Origin of the sequence: Plantibacter sp. 2H11-2, from assembly GCF_050031945.1 — a bacterium.
Taxonomy (GTDB): domain Bacteria; phylum Actinomycetota; class Actinomycetes; order Actinomycetales; family Microbacteriaceae; genus Plantibacter; species Plantibacter auratus.
The window spans coordinates 434,950-454,465 of record NZ_JBNBBL010000001.1 but is presented as its reverse complement, the minus strand read 5'-3'; the positions used below and the strand labels follow the sequence as shown (position 1 = coordinate 454,465).

Annotated in this window: 17 protein-coding genes and 1 tRNA gene; 11 read left to right on the top strand and 7 right to left on the bottom strand. The window is 69.0% G+C overall.

Annotation, left to right across the window (positions count from 1 at the left end):
• Window positions 1–118 precede the first annotated feature (118 nt).
• A tRNA-Met gene (locus ACQG07_RS02115) sits at window positions 119–192 on the top strand.
• Between the two features lie 83 nt (window positions 193–275).
• On the opposite strand, the gene ald is transcribed toward ACQG07_RS02115, so the two are convergent.
• Window positions 276–1,379: an alanine dehydrogenase gene (ald, locus tag ACQG07_RS02110; RefSeq protein ID WP_426737017.1), complete on the bottom strand. Its 1,104-nt coding sequence runs from the start codon at window positions 1,377–1,379 to the stop codon at window positions 276–278.
• Between the two features lie 169 nt (window positions 1,380–1,548).
• Here ald and ACQG07_RS02105 point away from each other — a divergent pair, with 169 nt between their 5' ends.
• The 4 genes from ACQG07_RS02105 to ACQG07_RS02090 all read left to right on the top strand — a co-directional run bounded on the left by ACQG07_RS02105 (window position 1,549) and on the right by ACQG07_RS02090 (window position 5,762).
• Window positions 1,549–2,031 carry an Lrp/AsnC family transcriptional regulator gene (locus ACQG07_RS02105; protein WP_079705560.1) on the top strand — a complete coding sequence of 161 codons (483 nt, stop codon included), beginning with the start codon at window positions 1,549–1,551 and terminating at the stop codon, window positions 2,029–2,031.
• Between the two features lie 397 nt (window positions 2,032–2,428).
• Window positions 2,429–3,790 carry a quaternary amine ABC transporter ATP-binding protein gene (locus tag ACQG07_RS02100; RefSeq protein WP_079705561.1) on the top strand — a complete coding sequence of 454 codons (1,362 nt, stop codon included), beginning with the start codon at window positions 2,429–2,431 and terminating at the stop codon, window positions 3,788–3,790.
• The gene (locus tag ACQG07_RS02095) at window positions 3,787–4,794 is read left to right on the top strand and encodes an ABC transporter permease (RefSeq protein WP_426737016.1); all 1,008 of its coding nucleotides are present in this window, start codon (window positions 3,787–3,789) and stop codon (window positions 4,792–4,794) included. Before ACQG07_RS02100 ends, ACQG07_RS02095 begins: the two co-directional genes overlap by 4 nt.
• Window positions 4,795–4,865: 71 nt before the next feature.
• Window positions 4,866–5,762: a glycine betaine ABC transporter substrate-binding protein gene (locus tag ACQG07_RS02090; protein WP_079705563.1), complete on the top strand. Its 897-nt coding sequence runs from the start codon at window positions 4,866–4,868 to the stop codon at window positions 5,760–5,762.
• Window positions 5,763–5,824: 62 nt separating this feature from the next.
• On the opposite strand, the gene ACQG07_RS02085 is transcribed toward ACQG07_RS02090, so the two are convergent.
• A complete protein-coding gene (locus tag ACQG07_RS02085; protein WP_426737015.1) occupies window positions 5,825–7,021 on the bottom strand; it encodes an aminotransferase class I/II-fold pyridoxal phosphate-dependent enzyme in 1,197 nt (398 codons plus the stop codon).
• 158 nt (window positions 7,022–7,179) lie between these two features.
• On the opposite strand from ACQG07_RS02085, the gene ACQG07_RS02080 reads away from it, so the two are divergent.
• From ACQG07_RS02080 to ACQG07_RS02055, 6 genes are all read left to right on the top strand, one after another.
• Window positions 7,180–8,841 carry a trypsin-like peptidase domain-containing protein gene (locus ACQG07_RS02080; protein WP_426737014.1) on the top strand — a complete coding sequence of 554 codons (1,662 nt, stop codon included), beginning with the start codon at window positions 7,180–7,182 and terminating at the stop codon, window positions 8,839–8,841.
• 121 nt (window positions 8,842–8,962) lie between these two features.
• On the top strand, window positions 8,963–10,030 hold the full coding sequence (locus tag ACQG07_RS02075; protein ID WP_079705566.1) for a glycosyltransferase family 2 protein: 1,068 nt from the start codon (window positions 8,963–8,965) through the stop codon (window positions 10,028–10,030).
• Window positions 10,031–10,858: a CDP-alcohol phosphatidyltransferase family protein gene (locus ACQG07_RS02070; protein WP_426737013.1), complete on the top strand. Its 828-nt coding sequence runs from the start codon at window positions 10,031–10,033 to the stop codon at window positions 10,856–10,858.
• Entirely contained in the window at window positions 10,858–11,742 is an 885-nt protein-coding gene (locus ACQG07_RS02065) for a glycosyltransferase family 2 protein (RefSeq protein WP_079705568.1), read from the top strand. Before ACQG07_RS02070 ends, ACQG07_RS02065 begins: the two co-directional genes overlap by 1 nt.
• A gap of 68 nt (window positions 11,743–11,810) precedes the next feature.
• Window positions 11,811–13,112: a CDP-glycerol glycerophosphotransferase family protein gene (locus ACQG07_RS02060; protein ID WP_274499680.1), complete on the top strand. Its 1,302-nt coding sequence runs from the start codon at window positions 11,811–11,813 to the stop codon at window positions 13,110–13,112.
• Between the two features lie 53 nt (window positions 13,113–13,165).
• Entirely contained in the window at window positions 13,166–14,374 is a 1,209-nt protein-coding gene (locus ACQG07_RS02055; RefSeq protein WP_426737011.1) for an acyltransferase family protein, read from the top strand.
• Here the strand turns inward: ACQG07_RS02055 and ACQG07_RS02050 are convergent.
• The 5 genes from ACQG07_RS02050 to ACQG07_RS02030 all read right to left on the bottom strand — a co-directional run bounded on the left by ACQG07_RS02050 (window position 14,295) and on the right by ACQG07_RS02030 (window position 19,146).
• Complete coding sequence (locus ACQG07_RS02050) at window positions 14,295–15,770, bottom strand: glycosyltransferase (RefSeq protein ID WP_411558151.1); 1,476 nt, start codon at window positions 15,768–15,770, stop codon at window positions 14,295–14,297. The genes ACQG07_RS02055 and ACQG07_RS02050 overlap by 80 nt on opposite strands.
• Window positions 15,771–15,854: 84 nt before the next feature.
• Window positions 15,855–16,736 carry a hypothetical protein gene (locus ACQG07_RS02045; protein ID WP_124769034.1) on the bottom strand — a complete coding sequence of 294 codons (882 nt, stop codon included), beginning with the start codon at window positions 16,734–16,736 and terminating at the stop codon, window positions 15,855–15,857.
• Between the two features lie 74 nt (window positions 16,737–16,810).
• Window positions 16,811–17,569: an ABC transporter ATP-binding protein gene (locus ACQG07_RS02040; protein ID WP_426737010.1), complete on the bottom strand. Its 759-nt coding sequence runs from the start codon at window positions 17,567–17,569 to the stop codon at window positions 16,811–16,813.
• Entirely contained in the window at window positions 17,569–18,336 is a 768-nt protein-coding gene (locus tag ACQG07_RS02035; protein WP_079705574.1) for an ABC transporter permease, read from the bottom strand. The genes ACQG07_RS02040 and ACQG07_RS02035 overlap by 1 nt, the downstream gene beginning before the upstream one ends.
• Window positions 18,337–18,453: 117 nt before the next feature.
• Entirely contained in the window at window positions 18,454–19,146 is a 693-nt protein-coding gene (locus tag ACQG07_RS02030) for an NTP transferase domain-containing protein (RefSeq protein ID WP_064296200.1), read from the bottom strand.
• Window positions 19,147–19,516: the final 370 nt, after the last annotated feature.

Here is a 19,516-nt window from a genome sequence, read left to right as displayed (position 1 = left end):
CGCCCTGACGGGCGGCGCCGTTCGGCGTTCCAGGAGGAGGGATTCGGCCGGAATCGGAGTGCTCAGCAGCACGCGATTTGCACGCCCTCAGAATGCATGCTAGCTTTATCTCTTGTGCCGCAGGGTGGAGCAGTTCGGTAGCTCGCTGGGCTCATAACCCAGAGGTCGTAGGTTCAAATCCTGCCCCTGCAACAGAAAAGATGAAATCCCGGTCTCCTCGAGACCGGGATTTCGTCGTTTCCGGGGATGATCGCCCGCGGTCGGCGGGCGGTGGGTCAGCTCATCGTCGCGACGGGGAGGCCGAACGCCGCGGCCACGCCGGCGTTGGTGACCGCACCCGCGTGGATGTTGACGCCCGCGCGGAGCGCTGCGTCGGCCGCCACCGCTGCTCCCGTGCCCTGGTCGGCGATGGCGAGTGCGTACCGGAGGGTGGCGTTGGTCAGCGCGCGCGTCGAGGTCTCCGGGACGGCGCCGGGCATGTTGGCCACGCAGTAGTAGAGGCTGTCGTGGACACGGAACGTGGGGTCGTCGTGCGTCGTCGGTCGGGAGCCCTCGAAACATCCGCCCTGGTCGATCGCGATGTCGACGAGCACCGAGCCGGGCTTCATGTCCGCCACCATGGCGTCGGTGACGAGCTTCGGGGCCTGGGCCCCGGGGATGAGCACCGAGCCGATGACGAGGTCGGCGTCGCGGAGCTGCTCCGCGATCTCGTATGCCGATGACGGCCTGGTCTGGATCTGCCCGCTGAAGCGGTTCTCCAGCTCGCGCAGGCGAGGGATGGAGATGTCGATGATCGTGACGTCCGCCTGCATGCCGAGCGCGTTGGCCGCGGCGTGCTCGCCGGCGACCCCGCCGCCGATGACGACGACCTTCGCCTTGGGGGTTCCGGGCACGCCGCCCAGCAGGATCCCTCGTCCACCGGTGGCGCGCATGAGGTGGTAGGCGCCGACTTGCGTGGACAGTCGTCCTGCGACCTCGCTCATGGGCTGCAGGAGCGGGAGGGAGCGGTTGGGTAGCTGCACGGTCTCATAGGCGATCGCGGTGGTCCCAGAGGCGATCAGGGCGTCGGTGAGCGGACGGTCCGCCGCGAGGTGGAGGTAGGTGAAGAGCGTCTGGTCGGCCCGCAGGAAGTCGTACTCGGCGGCGACGGGCTCCTTCACCTTGAGTAGGAGGTCGCCCGCCGCCCAGACGGAGGCCGCGTCGGTGGCGATGGTCGCGCCGGCGGCACGATACGCCTCGTCGAGATTGCCGGACCCGAGGCCGGCGCCCGCCTGGACGACGACCTCATGGCCGTGTCGGACGAGTTCGTGGACGCCGCCGGGCGTCGCCGCGACCCGGTTCTCGTTGTTCTTGATCTCCGTGGGGATGCCGATTCGCATGGCTGGTTCCTCTCGCAGGCTGGGCCAAGGCTCGGCTCTCCCGCTCGTCGGTGGACGGTGTGGGACTATTCTGAGGTTGCTGCGTTTCAGCCAAATGAACACCGCAGTTTTTGCGGAATTCGTGTCTGAACTTGATGATGATTCGGCTGAACAGGAGAGTGGGCGCAGGATGACGAATAATCTGCACGGACGCGCGGACCTCGACGACGTCGACCACGCACTCCTGCGGCTCCTGCAGGAGAACGCACGCATGACGAACGCCCGCATGGCGGAGCTCGTCGGCATCGCCCCCTCGACGTGTGTCGCCCGAGTGCGGTCGCTCGTCGACCGCGGCGTGATCACGGGGTTCTCGGCGCGTATCGATCCGGTCGCGGTCGGGCTCGGTCTCGAGGCGCTCATCAGCGTCAACATCAGGGCGGGGGCTCGCGCCCGTATCGCCGAGTTCAGCGCCGGCATCCGACAGCTCCCGGAGGTCGTGCAGGTGTTCTTCCTCGGCGGCTCCGAGGACTTCGTCATCCATCTCGCGGCCCGGGACAGCGCCCACATCCGCGACTTCGTCGTCGAGCACCTGTCGGCCGATCCGACGGTCGCCTCGACCCGCACGAGCCTGGTGTTCGATCACTCGTTCATCGGCGTCGCGGTGGGGGAGTGAGGGTGATCCGCGGCTGTACCGGCCGGGCGAAGGTCACGAACGCATAACGAAGGACTCGGGCGGAAAACCCTGACCATGTTCGGTTTTGCCATGGAGGCCGTGCGCGATGTCCGCCTTTTGGGGGATCGTCGATTAGCCAGCAGCTGTGAGTTTCGTTAGCGTTGTCGACGGCCCGCAAGGGCTGACCTACGTAACCGCGTCCCGCCCCCTGTCGCCCCGTGACGGCGTGCTGGACGTACGGTCGAACGCCACGCGGTAGCCGTTGTCGCCCCACGTGATCCGAGCCCGCGCGCTGTCCATCAGTGCGCCGATGGGGCGGATCGAGAGCCGTTCGACCCGGCCTGACGATCGACAGGAAGAGCGCACCGCGGTTCCGCGTGCGCTTCCAGGAGAACACATGACCGAAACGATTGCCGTCTCCGCGACGGGACTGTACAAGGTCTTCGGCAGGAAGCCGAAGGAAGCCGTGAAACGCCTGCAGGCCGGTGCCTCGCGTGACGAACTCGCCTCCGGCGGGACCACCGCAGCCGTCATCGACGCCTCGTTCGAGGTGAAGCAGGGCGAGATCTTCGTCGTGATGGGCCTCTCCGGCTCGGGCAAGTCGACGCTGATCCGGATGCTCAACGGCCTGCTCGAGCCGACGGCGGGCACCGTGACCATCGCCGGGAAGCCGATCTCGGGGGTGTCCTCGAAGCAGCTGCGTGCGGTCCGACAGGACAACATCTCGATGGTCTTCCAGCACTTCGCCCTGCTGCCGCACCGCACGGTGCTCGAGAACGCCGCCTACGGACTCGAGGTGAAGGGTGTGCCGGCCGCTGAACGACGCGAGCGGGCCCAGGCCGTCGTCGAGCGCGTCGGGCTCGCAGGCTGGGAGGACAAGCTCCCGGGCCAGCTCTCAGGCGGGATGCAGCAGCGCGTCGGCCTCGCCCGCGCACTCGCCTCGGACACCGACATCCTCCTCATGGACGAGGCGTTCTCCGCGCTCGATCCCCTCATCCGCCGCGAGATGCAGGAGCAGCTCGTCGAGCTGCAGGCTGAGCTCGGCAAGACCATCGTATTCATCACCCACGACCTCAACGAAGCGATGTTCCTCGGCGACCGGATCGCCGTCATGCGCGACGGCCGGATCGTCCAGGTCGGCACCCCGAACGACATCCTGACCGACCCGGCGAACGACTACGTCGCCCAGTTCGTCCAGGACGTCGACCGCGCCCGCGTCCTGACCGCCGGTGGCGTGATGGAACCCGCGCGCTCCGTCGTCTCTGCATCCGCCGGACCCAGGGCTGCCCTGCGCATCATGCGCGACCTGCAGACCTCGACCGCCTTCGTGGTCGGTCCGGGTCGGCAGCTCCTCGGCGTCGTCCGCGACAAGGACGTGCTGCGTCTCGTCCGTGCGGGCGACCACGAGCTCGGCAGCGTCATCACCGCCGACCTCGCCACGGTCTCGCCGGAGGCGGCGCTCGTCGACCTCTTCGAGTCCGCCGTCGAGAGTGCCCTGCCCGTCGCGGTCGTGGACGAGCGGACGCGCCTGCTCGGCGTCGTCCCGCGGGTGACCCTGCTCGCCGCCGTCGGCAACGTCCCGACCAACACGGACGAGATCAGCCTCGTCGGGCCGCCGGCGACGGTGCCCGTCGAGCTCATCACGGCGACCCTGCGGTCGACCGCGGAGGACCCGCAGCACCCCGACGACGTGACCTCGTCGATCGAGACCAGCGCCGCCGAACCGGCAGCGATCCTGCCGGAAGGGAGTGTCCGATGAACGGCATCCGTCTCCACTCGTCCGGGTTCCTGGACGCCATCACCCGCCCCGAGATCGGTGCGTGGGTCGAAGCCTTCGTCGACTTCATCACCGACGTCTTCCAGCCCGTCTTCGACGTCATCCGGAGCGTCTTCCAGGGGCTGTACGACGGCGTCGACCTCGTGCTCAGCGGTCCGCCGTTCTGGGTGATCATCATCGTCGCCGCCCTGCTGGCCTTCGTCGCACGGGGCCCGGTGTTCGCCGTCGGCTCCGCGGTCGGGCTGTTGATCATCGTCGGCGTCGAGCAGTGGGACAACGCGATGGACTCGCTCTCGCTCGTGCTCGTGGCCGGACTCATCGCCATCGTGATCGGGATCCCGCTCGGCATCCTGGCAGCCCGCTCGAAGGTCGCGTCGTCGATCATCCGGCCGTTGCTCGACTTCATGCAGACGACTCCTGCGTTCGTCTACCTCATCCCCGCGCTCATCCTGTTCCGCATCGGCGTCGTCCCGGGCATCGTCGCGACGATCGTCTTCGCGCTGGCCCCGGCCGTCCGTCTCACGGAACTCGGGATCCGCAACGTCGACCGCGAGGTCGTCGAGGCCGGCAACGCGTTCGGTGCTTCCTCGTGGCGGATCCTCCGCCAGATCCAGCTGCCGCTCGCGATGCCGAACATCATGGCCGGAGTCAACCAGGTCATCATGCTCTCGCTCTCCATGGTCGTCATCGCCGGCATGGTCGGCGCCGGCGGTCTGGGTGGCGACGTCGTCAAGAGCCTCTCCCGGATCGACATCCAGCTCGGCTCCGAAGCGGGCCTGTCGGTCGTCATCCTGGCGATCTTCCTTGACCGCCTCACGGCTTCCCTCGGCGGCGGTCGCAAGCAGCGCGGGAAGCGCACGAAGGCTGCCCCGTCCTCGCCCGGCGGGATCCGACCGGCGCCTGCCTCGAGCACCACGACGACCGACAGCACCGCCTCAGGTGATGAGCAGCGCACTCCCGCCGAGTCGCCGACCGCCGTGCGGTGACCCACCGGCACACAGCTTCCATCCGACGACACCGATCCCCGCGTCACGCGGGACGAAAGGAATCATCGAACATGCAGTACCGCACCAAGATCGCAACCACCATCGCAGCGGGGGCGGCGGCGACGCTCGCCATCTCCGGCTGCTCCGCGGGCGCCTCGGACGAGACGCTCGAGAACGGCGACAAGCAGGCGGTGACCATCGCCGTGTTCAGCGGCTGGGACGAGGGCATCGCGGCCTCCGAGCTGTGGAAGGCCGTGCTCGAGGAGCAGGGCTACGACGTCACCCTCGAGGAGGCGGAGCCCGCCCCGGTGTTCTCGGGCCTCAGCACCGGTGACTACGACCTGACGCTCGACGTCTGGCTGCCGACCACGCACGCGAGCTACATCGAGAAGTTCGGTGACGACGTCGTCGACCTCGGCGCCTGGAACACCGACGCCAAGCTCACGATCGCCGTCAACGAGGACGCCCCGGTCGACTCGCTCGAGGACCTCGCGGCCAACGCGGACCTCTTCGACAGCCGGCTCGTCGGCATCGACCCCGGTGCCGGACTGACCGAGGCCACCCAGGACAAGGTCATCCCCGAGTACGGCCTCGACGACTGGGAGTTCCTGACCTCGGGCACCCCGGCGATGCTCTCGGAGCTGAAGGCCGCGACCGACGCCGGCGAGAACATCGCCGTCACGCTGTGGCGTCCGCACTGGGCCTACGACGCGTTCCCGATCAAGGACCTCGAGGACCCGAAGGGCGCCCTCGGGGATGCCGAAGGCATCCACAGCTTCGGCAAGGCCGACTTCGCGGACGAGTACCCGACGCTCGCCGGGTGGCTGAAGGACTTCGACTTCGACTCGGAGCGACTGTTCTCGCTCGAGAACGCGATGTTCAACGAGGGTGACTCGAAGGACTACGCGCCGGTCGTCAAGCAGTGGATCAGCGACAACCAGGAGTACGTGGACTCGCTCACCAAGTAGCGGATCGATGAGACGACGGGCACCGGAGCGATCCGGTGCCCGTCGTCGTGTGCATCGGAGCGTCAGCTGCGGAGTCGGGCGAGGCCGTCGACGGCCCGCTCCAGCACCTCGACGCGTTTGCAGAACGCGAACCGGACCAGCGACGCGTAGTCCGGGTCGTGCCGGTCGAGACAGAACGCCGACAGCGGCACCGCCACGACGCCGGCGAGCTCGGGCAGTGCCCGGCAGAACGCCGCAGCATCGTCGAAGCCCAACGGTGCCGCATCGGCCACGATGAAGTAGGTGCCGTCCGGCCGGAAGGTGTCGAAACCGGCGGCGGAGAGGCCCGCGCTCAGGAGATCCCGCTTGCCGCGCAGGCCGTCGGCGATGGCCGTGAACGCGGCGTCGGGCAGTCGGAGTCCGGTCGCCATCGCCGGCTGGAACGGTGCGCCGTTGACGTAACTGAGGTACTGCTTGACCGTCGAGACGGCCGAGACGAGTTCTCGGGGTCCGCTCAACCAGCCGATCTTCCACCCGGTCGTGCTGAAGGTCTTGCCTCCGGACGAGATCGTGAGTGTGCGTCCGGCGGCACCCGGCAACGTCGCGATGGGGACGTGCCGGACGTCGAAGGTCAGGTGCTCGTAGACCTCGTCGGTCACGATGATCGCATCGTGGCGCTCCGCCAACTCGGCGACCAGGTCGAGCGTCGCCCGGTCGAGGACGGTGCCGGTCGGGTTGTGCGGCGTGTTGACCAGGATGACCCTGGTCCGATCGGTGACGGCGGCGCGGAGCTCGTCCGGGTCCGGCTGGAAGTCGGGGGCGCGCAGCTTGACCGTCCGGTGCCGGCCACCGGCGAGGGCGATGAGTCCGCCGTACGCGTCGTAGAACGGCTCGAAGGTCACGACCTCGTCGCCGTGCTCGACGAGGGCGAGCAGGGTCGCGGCGAGCGCCTCGGTCGCTCCGGCGGTGACGAGCACCTCTCCCTGCGGGTCGGGCTGGAGACCGTAGAACCGTCGCTGATGCTCGCTGATCGCGGTGCGGAGGTCGAGGGTGCCCGGGCCGGGTGGGTACTGGTTCTCGCCGCGCTCGATCGCCGCGACCGCCTCGGCGAGGACCGCCTCGGGCCCGTCCTCGTCGGGGAACCCCTGGCCGAGGTTGACGGCTCCGGTCTGCATCGCGAGCGCGCTCATCTCCGCGAAGATCGTCGACGAGACGTGTCCGTCCTCGTCGACGAGGCCGGCGCCTTCGGCGGTGCGCCGCCAGGGTCCGTCAACCACCATGTCGATCTCCCTCCGTGGCCGCGGGCGCGGGCCGCTCCCAATCTAGGACACCGTGCGCAGGTCCTTGCGGCGAAGCCCTAGCCGGCGCACAGCGGGCGCGAATGAAACACTCAGCTCAGCACGGGAAGCTGACTGCGCTTGGAAGGAGCAGAATCGCCATGACCGACACCGCAGACGGACAGCAGCCCGCCGAACACCCCCAGTCCACCCCGAACGGTGAGACCGCGCCGCAGTCCGCACCCGCTGAGCAGGCGGGCGGCACAGTGCCTCCCGCGAGCGAAGCACGGCCGTCGACCTCAGGAGCGTACTTCCCGCCCCCGACCGCGATGCCACCGGTCGCACCGCCCGCCGGTCAGCCGACGCAGCAGCCGTACGGCGCGGCCCAGCAGGGCTCGCCGTACCAGCAGGCGCCGCAGCACCCGTCCGCAGCCTTCTCCCGTCAGCAGCAGCCGAACCCGTACGCCGCGTACCAGCAGCCCACCGGCCAGCAGCCCACGGCCCAGCCGCAGCCCGGTCAGCAGCACGGTCCCTACGGTGCGTCCCCGTACGCCCAGCAGCCGACCGGGCAGCACCCCGGCGTCCCGACGCCACCGGCAGCGCGGACGAAGAAGACCAACCGCCCGCTCGCGGGCATGGTCGCGATGCTCGCCGTCGGCGCCCTCATCGGAGGAGCGTCCGGCGCCGGGGCGACGCTCTGGGTCACGAACGCGACGAAGTCGAGTGTCTCGAGCAACGAGGCTGGCTCGAAGGCGTTCACCATCAACGACGACGCCGACGTGAGCCTGACCACGGCCATCGCCGCGACGGCCGGGCCGAGCGTCGTGACCCTCTCGGTCCAGGGCGGGCAGAGCGCCGGTACCGGTTCGGGGATCATCCTCAGCAAGGACGGTTACGTCCTGACGAACACGCACGTGGTCACTCTGGACGGCCAGGTCGCCGACCCGACCATCCGGGTCACCGATGCGAACGGCAAGCTGTACAACGCCAAGATCGTCGGCACGGACCCGATCTACGACCTCGCTGTCATCAAGCTCGAGGACGCCTCGGATCTCAGCCCGATGGAGTTCGCGAACTCCGACAAGCTCAACGTCGGCGAGACGGCCGTCGCGATCGGTGCGCCGCTCGGACTGGCGGGGACCGTCACCGACGGCATCGTCAGCGCCCTCAACCGGAGCATCACCGTCGCCTCCTCCGCCGTTCCGGACTCCGGATCGAGTGACGACGGCGGGTCCGGCGACTCGAACGGCGACAACCAGAGCCCGTGGAACTTCGACGTGCCGGGGCAGACCACCCCGACCGCGCCCACCTCCTCGATCTCCATCGCGGTCATCCAGACCGACGCGGCGATCAACCCCGGCAACTCGGGTGGCGCGCTCGTCGATGGCACCGGCAAGCTCATCGGGGTCAACGTCGCGATCGCGAGCGCCGGAAGCACCGACTCGTCGTCGCAGAGCGGCAGCATCGGTGTCGGCTTCGCCATCCCGGCGAACATCGCCAAGCGCGTCTCCGACGAGATCATCAAGACGGGCAAGGCGACCCACGGCCTGCTCGGCGCGACCGTGAAGGACGCCTCGAGCGACGCCAAGAGCACGGTCGCCGGCGCGCTCATCGACAAGGTCACCGACAACGGCGCCGCGCAGGCCGCGGGTCTGAAGTCCGGGGACATCGTCACCGAGTTCAACGGCGTCCCGGTCACGGGTGCGAACGACCTCACCGCGCAGGTGCGAGCGCTCGCGGCGGGGGCGACGGCGAAGCTCACCTTCACCCGCGGCAACGACTCGCAGACCGCCGAGGTCACGCTCGGCGAGCTCGCGCTCTGACACCCGGGGCGTCAGGCCCCGGAGGACGCCCGCACGGCCACCGTGTGGGCGTCCTCCGCGTCCGGGCCACCCCGACGACCGGCTGCTAGGCTCGATCGAACGAAACACGGAGTGAACCCCCATGTCGAACGACACAGGCCAGGCCGACGCACCGTCGTCGCCCGGAGTCTCCTACGTGATGCCGGTGTTGAACGACGTCCGCCACGTCCGGGCAGCCGTCGACAGCCTCCTGGCGCAGGACTACGCCGGCGACGTGGAGATCACGATCGCCGTCGGGCCGAGCATCGACGGCACGACCGAGCTCGTCCGAGAGCTCCAGGCGGCCGACCCGCGCATCCACGTGCTGGAGAACCGCGTTGGGTCGACCCCGGCCGGGCTCAACCTGGCGATCGCCGCGTCGACGCATCCGATCGTCATCCGGGTCGACGCCCACTCGGAGCTGCCCGACGACTACGCGCGACTCGCGGTCGAGACCATGCTCCGCACGGGGGCGCAGAACGTGGGCGGCATCATGGACGCCCAGGGGCGCACGAGCTTCGAGACGGCGGTGGCGCGGGCGTACGGCTCGCGCGTCGGGCTCGGTGGCACACCCCACCACGTCGGCGGTCGAGAGGGGCCTGCCGACACCGTCTACCTCGGGGTCTTCGACCGCGAGATGCTCATGCGGGTGGGCATGTTCGACGAGCGCATCAAACGCGGACAGGACTGGGAGCTCAACCGCCGGATCAAGCAGGCCGGCGGCCTCGTCTGGTTCACGCCCGCGTTGCGCGTCGTCTACCGCCCGCGTGCGAGCATGCGCGCCCTGGCGCGGCAGTTCTTCTCCACCGGACTCTGGCGCGGCGAGCTCAGCCGGAGCTTCCCCACCCGCGGCACGCTCCGTTACTTCGCGCCGCCGGTCCTGGTGCTCGGTATCGTGCTCGGCACGCTGCTCGGGCTCGGAGGCCTGGTCCAGCTGGGTGCGGGGGCGACGCCGTGGCTGCTCCTCGGGTTCGCGGCCCCCATCGCCTATGCGGCCATCGTGCTGCTCGCGAGCATCGTCGTCACCGGGCGGGACGGGGTACGCACGAGCCTCTGGATGCTCGCCGTTCTGCCGTGCATCCACTTCTGCTGGGGCACGGGGTTCGTGCTCGGCTACGGCTCGCTCGCGAAGGGCATCTCCGCGCTGCGCAATCCACCGAAGGCGGTCTAGATGTCGGATCCCAGCACGGCCGGAACCGGTCCGAGGCTCACGCCCCCGCGGACGATCGCCGAGCTCCGTGCCGTGGCGCAACCGCCGGAGGTCCGCGCGCGGAAGAACGCCGAGCACTGGACGGCCGACCTCTACCTGCGAGACCTGTCGCCGTACGTCACGTGGTTGCTGCTGCGCACGAGCATCAGCGCGAACGGCGTGACGGGTCTGATGATCCTGACCGGCTGGGCCACGGCCGCCGCGCTCCTCATCCCCGGATTCGGGGGCGCGGCCCTCGCGCTCGTGCTCGGCCAGACGCAGATGCTCGTCGACTGCTGCGACGGCGAGGTCGCGCGCTGGCGGCGGACGTCGAGTCCGGCCGGTGCGTTCCTGGACTCCGTCGGCCACTACTCCACCGAGTCGCTCATCGCGATCGCCCTCGGCGTCCGTGCCGCCGCGTGGCCGGTCGATGCGCCCGAAGACCTCGTCTGGATCACCCTCGGATTCGCACTCGCGCTGTTCGTCGTCCTCAACAAGGCGCTGAACGACATGGTGCGGGTCGCCCGCGCCGGGTTCGGGGCGCCGAAACTCACCTACTCGACCGAGGAGTCGGCGCCGCGTGGGGGACTGCTCGCGACGGCACGGACGGTGGCGCGGTTCCTCCCGTTCCACCGGCTGTTCCACTCGGTCGAGCTCACCATGGTGATCTTCGCCGCTTCCGTGGTCGGCCTGTTCGTCGGCGACGCCGAGGCGATGCGCTGGGTGCTCGCGATCCTCGTTCCGCTCGCGTTCCTGACGCTCGTCGGGCATTTCATCGCGATCGTCTCGTCGAAGCGGCTCCACGCGTGATGTCCGGCCCGATCCCGGTCACGCGCTCCGTCGGCGTCGTGGTCTTGACGCAGGGGACCCGCCCGGTCGAACTCACCGCAGCCGTGGAGAGCGTGCTCGCCCAGCAAGCGGTGGAGCTCGACGTGGTCGTGGTCGGCAACGGCTGGCAGCCGACCGGACTTCCGCACGGCGCTCGAGGCCTGGCCCTGTCGGAGAACCTCGGGATCCCGGCCGGCCGCAACCGTGGTGCCGACGCCGTGCAGGGGGAGTTCGTCTTCTTCCTCGACGACGACGCGACCATCCCGTCCACCACGTTCCTCCGCGACGCCATTGCGATGCTCGACGCGGACCGCTCCATCGGCCTCATCCAGCCCCGGCTCGCCGACGCGGACGGTGCAGCGACGCCGTCCCGCTGGGTGCCGCGCACCCGCGACAAGGACCCCGGGCATTCGAGCGCCGTGTTCTCCTGCCTCGAAGCGGCCGTCCTGTTGCCGCGGTCGGTATTCGACGCCGTCGGTGGATGGGCAGATCCGTTCTTCTACGCGCATGAGGGCATCGAGCTCGCCTGGCGGGTCTGGGACCAGGGGAGGCGAGCCTGGTACGAGGCGTCCCTCGAAGCGAACCACCCGGTGACCGAACCGACGAGGCATACCGCCTACTACCGGCTCAACGCGCGGAACCGGGTCTGGCTCGCGCGGCGGAACCTCCCGGTGCCGCTCATCCCGCTGTACGTGGGCTCCTGGACCGCGATCCAGGTGATCCGGTGGTGGCGGAAGCCGGAGGCACTCCGTCCCTGGTTCGGTGGCTGGCGCGAGGGCTGGCGGACGGACCCCGGCGAACGTCGTCCACTGCGCTGGCGGACGGTCTGGCGGATGACGCGCGCAGGACGACCTCCCGTCATCTGAGCGGCGGGCACCCGTCGTGATCCCACCGTGACCTGGCGTCGTTACGCTTGACGGATGCTGGAGCTGACATGGGACTGATCAGAGACGGTCGTCGTGCCATCACGCTCGCCAAGGACCTGCTCGCCAACCGGCGGGCCAGAGCCGTCCTCGCGGCGCAGATGCAGGCGGCTCCCGTGATCGAGCCGGGGCGCTACAAGGTGGCCGTGTACTTCGCGGACGGTGCCGTCAACATGTACCAGATCCGGCAGTGGTACCGGCCCCTCGCCGAACTGTCGAAGCAGTGGCCCGTCCTCATCCTCAGCCGCGGTGCGACGGCTGCGGCGAAGTTGTTCGAGGAGTCGCCGATCCCGACGGCCTACGTCCGGACGGTCGTCGCCCTCGAGCGCACGCTGGCCGAACAGGACATCCGCGTCGTGCTGTACGTCAACCAGAACGCCAAGAACTTCCAGATGTTCCGCTACGGCTCCCGCTGGCACGTCTTCGTCAACCATGGCGAGAGCGACAAGATGTACATGACCACGAACCAGTTCAAGGCCTACGACTACAGCCTCATCGCCGGCCAAGCGGCGAGGAACCGGCTGGAGCGGGTGCTCTGGGACTACGACTTCGACAAGCGCGCGATCATGATCGGCCGCCCGCAGGCCGACCACTACTCGGGCGAACTGCCCTACACGCCCGATGAGCGGACCGTGGTCCTGTACGCGCCCACCTGGGAGGGCGACCGCGCGGCTGCGGCATACGGCTCGATCGCGAGCCACGGCGTGGCCCTCGTCCGAGCACTCATCGCGACCGGGCGGCACCGCGTGGTGTACCGCCCGCACCCGAGGAGCGGTGTCGTCGATCCGGCCTACGCGAGCGCGAACCGCGAGATCATGGCCGCGCTCCACGAGGCGAACCGAGCGGACGCCTCGGCCCAGCACGTCGTCGACACGGGTGCCGACCTCGGGTGGCAGCTGGCGGCAGCGGACGCGGCGATCGTCGACATCTCCGCGATGGTCTACGACCGCCTCGCGAGCGGGAAGCCGCTCATGATCACCCGTCCCGTGAACCCGGAGGCGGAGATCGACACCGGAGGGTACCTCTCGGCGTGCGAATGGCTCGATGCCTCGGACGCCGCGGACATCGTCGACGGAGTCGACCGACTCCTCGGCGATCCCGAGACGGTCGCGCGACTGCAGCACTGGGTCGAGTACTACTTCGGCGACACGACGCCCGGGGTGACGACGGCGAGGTTCCACAGCGCCATCGAGCATCTGATGTCGGAATGGGAACGGTTCGCCCTCGCGCACGCCGATGGCCGGCCGGAGCTCGACGAGCATGAGGATGATGAGGACGAAGACGAGGATGACGACGACGAAGGACGCGCCTGAGGCGCCCTGAGCCGTTGAGTCCGCGCCCAGGAGAACCGCGTAGGGTCGGGCAGGTGAATCCGTCCTCCGGGCGACTGGCCTCCCTCGACGGAGTCCGCGGTGTCGCCAGCGTCGTCGTGGTGCTCTACCACGTGTCGTTGCTCGCACGACCCTTCGCGACGGGCCGGATCTCGGAGCCCGCCTGGGACATCGCGACCGAGACACCATTGAAGCTGCTCTTCGCCGGCACCGAGGCGGTGCAGGTGTTCTTCGTCCTGAGTGGTCTCGTCGTCGCGCTCCCGCTGTTGCGAGGCGGCGCGAGCTGGCCGGGGTTCTTCGCCGCGCGGTTCGTGCGGCTCTACCTCCCCGTGTGGGGATCGCTGCTGTTCGCCGCCGCACTCATCCTGCTCATCCCGAGGGATCCCGCCTCGGTGACCACCGGTGAGTGGATCGCGAATGCGAACGCGACGAGCGTCGACCCCCTGCACCTCCTGACGGAGGCGACCCTGACGCCGGTGAGCTACGACCTGGTGAACACCCTGTGGTCGCTGCGCTGGGAGCTGATCTTCACCCTCCTCCTCCCGGTCGCCGTCCTGCTCGCTCGGCTGCTGCGTCGCTGGGCGTGGCCGATCGCCGCACTGATGGCCGTGGTCATGGTGCTCGGGCGGGTCGCCGGGATGGACGCCGCCGTGTACCTGCCGGCCTTCTTCATCGGCACGCTGATCGCCGTCAGACTCGACGACCTCCGCGCCTGGGCGGCGGATCGGTCCCGCCCCCTGCAGTGGGCGATGCTGACGGCCGGCTCCGCGCTCCTGCTCGTCGCGAGCTGGCTCTCCCGACCGTACGTCGAGTCCTCCTCGACCCTGGGCCAGGCGCTCTGGGGCCTGTCGGGCGTGGGCGCGGCCGGCCTCATCGTCGTCGCCATCGGAAGCCCGTTCGCCCGGCGGCTCCTCGAGACCCCGCCCGTCCTCTGGCTCGGCAAGGTGTCGTTCAGCCTGTACCTCGTGCACGCCCCGATCCTGGCCACGCTCGCCTTCCTGTTCGGCGACGAGCGCTGGTGGCTGGTCGGCATCGTGGGCGTGCCACTCAGCCTGCTGATCGCCGCCGGGTTCTTCCAGCTCGTCGAGCGTCCGTCCCACGGCCTGGCGCGCCGCGTCGGCCGAGGGGTGCAGACGGGGGTCGCGGCGGTGCGCTCCCGGATGCTCAGCCGACGCGAGGGACGAGCGCGTTCCGCTTCTTCCGACGAGCGGCCGCGTGCAACTCCTGAGCCCACCGACGGGTGACGGCTTCGTCGTCGTACTGCTCCGCGGTCGTTCTCGCGTTGCGACGCATCGCGTCGACCTCGGTTTCAGGAAGGGCGAGCAGGCGCTCGATGGCGGCCGACACGACGGCCGGTTCCGCGGACGGCACGAGGAACCCGTTCCAACCGTCGCGGACGATGTCGGCCGGCCCGTAGGGCACGTCGACCACGATGGGAAGACATCCGGCTGCCATCGCCTCGATGAGCACGAGCGGGAAGCCCTCCGAGGTCGAGGTCATGACGAGGAACGAACCCGAGCCGAGCTGCTGCCTGGCGGAGCGGTCGTAGCCGTGGAGGACGACACGGTGCTCCGGGTCTTCGGCGATGAGGAGTGACTGCAGTTCGTCGAGCAGCTCACCGCCGCCGTACACGTCGAGCGTCGGGGGAGGCCCGTCCGTGGACGTGGCGGCGAGGACGGCGCGGATCGCGTGCGCCGGCCGCTTCCGGGCCGTGAGCGAGCCGAGGAACATCCCGCGGCTGCGAGGCCGAGGAGCGCGTGCGACCTCCGGGGCGACGAGTTCGCGCGAGTTCGGGATGACACTGAGCGAGGCGTGCTCGCCGAGCATGGTCGTCACGTCCGCGAGCTGCCGATCACTGAGGAGCGCGACGAGGTCGAAGTCGTCGAGCGCCTCGAACACCGCTCGCCGCGACTCCCGCAGCCGACCGTGTGGCCGTTCCGTGCCCTGGAGGTGCGAGGCGTGCACGACGTGCGCGGTGACGACATTGCGCTTCCGGTAGCTCAGGACGAACGGGGCGATGGTCTTGCTGTCGACGATCATCCAGGCCGGCCCGCCCGCGGTGAGCGCGTCGAACCAGGCGCGGTACAGGGACCAGATGCGTCCCCAGGAGCGGACGGGACGACCCAGCTCGTCGCAGAGGACGACCGAGCGGCCGCCCTTCACACCCTGTTCACGCGTGTCGCGGCGGTCGGACAGGAGCAGGGTGCCGTCCGGTCGGTAGACGTCCACCTGCAGGATCTGACCCGCGTCGTCGTGTCGCTCGCGGCTGAGGACGGCGTCACCGCGGCGTCGTTCCGTGCCGACGTCGTCCAGGGGGAGCGGGGTGAACCCGTGGCGCGCCAGGTCGAGGGACCCACCCGGCAGAGGGTTGTCACGCAGCCAGTCCCAGAGGTTGACGACCCGGAGTCCGTCGATCAGGTCTCCGCGCGTGCGCAGCCGTGACGCCAACTCGGGGTAGTCCGGTCGGTGGTCGAAGGTGAGGACGTCGACCGGGGTGTCGGCCAGTCTGATGAACGCGCGGGAGCGCTGGAGCATCGCCTCGGTCATGCCGCCGAAGTCGTCCGACAGGCCCCAGGTCACCGCGAAGTGGCGACCTTCCGGGAACGGCTTCTGGGGGCGGCGCAGGAAAGGAAGTCTCACCCTCCGACGGTACGCGATGGACCTGGAGGGATGCCGCATCCCGGGCGGCCCGGTCGGGAGTGATCCGGAGCTCGCCTCGGGTGGTCAGGGGCGCTGCTCGGACCCGTCGCCGACGGCCGCATCGCCGCCTGACTCGATGGCCAGGTGCTTCCGGCGTCGGAACACCTGGTCGCGGATCTTCCCGAGGCCCGACCGGCCGGAGACGGCCCGCATCCGCGGCTCGAGGTCGAGTGGGACGACGAACGGCGCCGGTCCGAACGCCTGGCGCGCGGCACGGACGACCTGTCGGCCGAGCATGTGGTTGCCGATACCGCCGACGGCCGCTCCGACGCCGAAGGGGAGCGCCTTGCCGATGACACCGGCGCTGCCGCTCGCCGCGAAGTGCTTCACGAAGCGCACCCGCAGCTGGTCGGCGACGGGACCCACGATCATCGACGGCAGACCCTGGGTGATCGTCTGGCCCCAGAACGCCTGCCGCGGGACTCCCTTGCCGGCCGCCTGGGATCCGAAGTTGCGCAGGAGATCGGTTCCGGCCTTGCCGAGCATCATGGTCATGACGAGCGCGCGGGATCGCATCGGATCCGCCAGGGCGATGCCGTGGACCTCGGTGACCGACTGGGCGAACAGGGCGGTCGCCTCGAGGAACCCCGCCGTCTCGACACCGGAGAGCGCAAGGGTCGTCGCCGTCCCGATCGCCGGGACCACAGCGGTCGCGCCGACGGCGGCTCCCGTCGTCGTCACCGTCGTGAGGTACCGGCGCTCCAGGACGCGGATGAGCTGGTCGGCCGTCGCGTTCGGGTACATCCGCCGGATCGACCGGATGTGCGCCACGACCACCGGTCGCTGGACCCAGAGCAGTCGATCGAGCGCCCGCACCCATCCCGGCTCGGGCAGCATGGGCTGCTGTGCTGCGGCGGTGGGGAACTGGGCGGGACCCGGAACGGGTCCCTGCTGCGGTCCGGTCATGACGACCTCCTCGTGGGCGGGGCGGCCAGTCTACGTCGACCCGCTGCGGGTCGACTGACGCTTGCTGGCGGGCTTCAGCTGTTGTAGTCGGCGTTGTAGCGGTCGAGCACGTCGTCGATCGGGGCGTCGAGTACGAGCGCCCCCTTGTCGAGGTAGAGCCCCCTCGTGCAGAACCGCCTGAGGTCCTTCTCGTTGTGCGAGACGAAGAACAGGGTCCGCCCGCCCTCGAGGAGTTCCTCGATACGCCGATAGCACTTCTCGCGGAACGCCCGGTCGCCGACGGCGAGGACCTCGTCGACGAGGATGATCGGCTCTTCGAGCTGCGCGATCACCGCGAAGGCGATGCGGACCTTCATCCCGCTCGAGAGGTGCTTGTACGGGGTGTCGATGAAGTCGGCGATCTCGGCGAACGCGATGATGTCGTCGAAACGCCCGTCGATCTCGCGGCGCGACATGCCGTGGAGGCCGGCCGTCAGGTGCACGTTGTCGCGGACCGTCAGGTCGTTGACGAAGCCACCGGTGATCTCGATGAGCGGCGCGACGCCTTCGCGCACACCGACGGTGCCCTCGTCGGGCAGGACGACACCGGCGACGAGCTTGAGCAGCGTCGACTTGCCTTGACCGTTCCGGCCGACGACGCCGATCGCCTCGCCGGGGGCGACATCGAAGGAGACGTGGCGCAGGGGCCAGAACTCGCCCGGCTTCGAGCGACGGTCGCGACCGGCGAAGAGGTCCTTGAAGCTCCGCCGACCGCCACGGTTGCGCCGGAACCGGATGCCTGCGTCGGCGACCGAGATCGCCGGTCGACCGGCGGTTGCGTTACCTGTGGGCATCAGATCTCCTTCAGCACGGAGCGCTCGCAGCGCTTGAAGACGAGGAGACCGACCGCGAGGATGACCGCCGACATGGCGGCGGACACGCCCACGAGGTGCCAGTTGAGTTCCTGTGGGAAGAACGCGGAACGGTACAGCGCGAAGATGCCGCTGAGCGGGTTGAACGCCGCGAAGGGCTCGATCTTGTCGGGCAGCGCCGTCGTGCTGTAGATGATCGGCGTCGCGTAGAACATGAACCGCAGGATGAGCTTGACGGCTCGCTCGAGATCGCGGAAGAACACAACGAGCGGAGCGACGATCAGGCAGAGCCCGATGGTCAGGACGGCTTGGATGACGATGGCGAGCGGGAACAGCACGATGTCGAGGTTCACCTGCGCGCCGCTGAAGATCGCGAAGGCTGCGAGGACCGGGAGCGCCGCTAGGAACTCGATGCCCTTCGACAGCACGATCCGGTTCACCCAGATGGTCCGGGGGATCGTCGTCGAACGCACGAGCTTCGCCTCGCGCAGGAAGGCGCGCGTGCTGTCGGACACCGATCCGGTGAACCACATCCATGGCAGCAGGGCGGCGAGGAGGAACACGATGTACGGTTCCTCGCCGACGTCGCGCCGGAACACCTGCGTGAAGACGAACCAGTAGATCCCGCTCATGACGAGGGGGTCGAGGATGGACCACACGTAGCCGAGCGCGCTCGTCGAGTAGCGCACACGCAGGTCTCGGACGGTCAGGATCCAGAGCGCGTGGCGATACCTCGCCGAACGCGACATCCTTGGCCGCGTTTCAGCAGAAGAACTCACGGGACCAACCTTATCGAGGCGACGCAGGAACGCCGCCCGCGACGCTCAGCGTCGGGACGGCGTTCGTGTGCGATGTGGACGGGGCCCTCAGACGAAGAGGTTCGCGCGCTCGAGGTCCTCGGCGAAGTCGACCTCGACCGCGTAGAGGTCGGAGATGTCGACCGGCTCGACGAGCATGCCTTCGCGCTCGATGGCGAGCTCGATGCCGCGCTCGAAGTAGTCCTGGTCGCCGACCTTGGTCAGGTAGCGGTGCAGCATCGTCTTGTCCTGCGACGAGATGTAGTTGATGCCCACGGCCTCGCCCAGCCCGCCGACGACGGTCTTCGAGAGCTCCTTGATGTATCCCTCGGCGCTCGTCGTGTACTTGACCTCTTCGTCGGACACCTTGGAGGTGTTGACGGTCACGAACGAACGGTCCTTGGCGATCATCGCGGCAGCGCGGTCGAGGACGGCCGGGTCGAAGACGACGTCGCCGTTCATCCAGAGCACGCCGCCGGCCTGAGACGCCGCGAGGGCGCGCATGAGGCTCTTCGAGGTGTTGGTCTGGTCGTACTGCTCGTTGTAGACGAAGGAGGCGTCGGGGAAGGCCTCGATGATGTGCTCGAGCTTGTAGCCGACGACGATCGTCACCTTGGCGCTCGCTCCGAACGCGTGGTGGATGTTGTCGAACTGCTGCTGCATGATGGTGCGGCCGTCGCTGAGCTCGGTCAGGGGCTTGGGGAGCGAGCGGCCGAGACGGCTGCCCATCCCTGCGGCAAGGATCACTACCTGGGTGGTCACGTTGTTCTCCTCAGTGTGGGTATGGAATCACGCGGTGCCACGATGCTGTGGACGATTCACCGAGGATTAACCAAGACGTGCATTGAAAGACACTCCGTTATGCCAAAATACAGGCTAGCCGCGGTGAACTCCGTCTGTCAGGGGTTCCCAGGGTCCGTTGTCGTTTTGTGATCGACCACCCGGCGTTTACACAGCTTGGGGGAGATGTGTCAACCGTTCATCCTGAGACTCCGCTGTCCGCTGCGGCCGCCGCTGTTGGTAGGTTTGCTTGGTGACTTCCACGACTCCGCCAGATCCCGCTCAGCAGCCCGCGCCTGCCGACGGCACGTCGACGAGTCCGGGCACGCCGAACCCCGCCGACGCCGCTGGT

Coding starts and splice junctions, on each gene's coding strand:
- ACQG07_RS02060 (WP_274499680.1), top strand. CDS start 11,811: ATGGGACTGATCAGAGACGGTCGTCGTGCCATCACGCTCGCCAAGGAC.
- ACQG07_RS02070 (WP_426737013.1), top strand. CDS start 10,031: ATGTCGGATCCCAGCACGGCCGGAACCGGTCCGAGGCTCACGCCCCCG.
- ACQG07_RS02100 (WP_079705561.1), top strand. CDS start 2,429: ATGACCGAAACGATTGCCGTCTCCGCGACGGGACTGTACAAGGTCTTC.
- ACQG07_RS02075 (WP_079705566.1), top strand. CDS start 8,963: ATGTCGAACGACACAGGCCAGGCCGACGCACCGTCGTCGCCCGGAGTC.
- ald (WP_426737017.1), bottom strand. CDS start 1,379: ATGCGAATCGGCATCCCCACGGAGATCAAGAACAACGAGAACCGGGTC.
- ACQG07_RS02080 (WP_426737014.1), top strand. CDS start 7,180: ATGACCGACACCGCAGACGGACAGCAGCCCGCCGAACACCCCCAGTCC.
- ACQG07_RS02095 (WP_426737016.1), top strand. CDS start 3,787: ATGAACGGCATCCGTCTCCACTCGTCCGGGTTCCTGGACGCCATCACC.
- ACQG07_RS02045 (WP_124769034.1), bottom strand. CDS start 16,736: ATGACCGGACCGCAGCAGGGACCCGTTCCGGGTCCCGCCCAGTTCCCC.
- ACQG07_RS02040 (WP_426737010.1), bottom strand. CDS start 17,569: ATGCCCACAGGTAACGCAACCGCCGGTCGACCGGCGATCTCGGTCGCC.
- ACQG07_RS02085 (WP_426737015.1), bottom strand. CDS start 7,021: ATGGTGGTTGACGGACCCTGGCGGCGCACCGCCGAAGGCGCCGGCCTC.
- ACQG07_RS02065 (WP_079705568.1), top strand. CDS start 10,858: ATGTCCGGCCCGATCCCGGTCACGCGCTCCGTCGGCGTCGTGGTCTTG.
- ACQG07_RS02035 (WP_079705574.1), bottom strand. CDS start 18,336: ATGTCGCGTTCGGCGAGGTATCGCCACGCGCTCTGGATCCTGACCGTC.
- ACQG07_RS02090 (WP_079705563.1), top strand. CDS start 4,866: ATGCAGTACCGCACCAAGATCGCAACCACCATCGCAGCGGGGGCGGCG.
- ACQG07_RS02105 (WP_079705560.1), top strand. CDS start 1,549: ATGACGAATAATCTGCACGGACGCGCGGACCTCGACGACGTCGACCAC.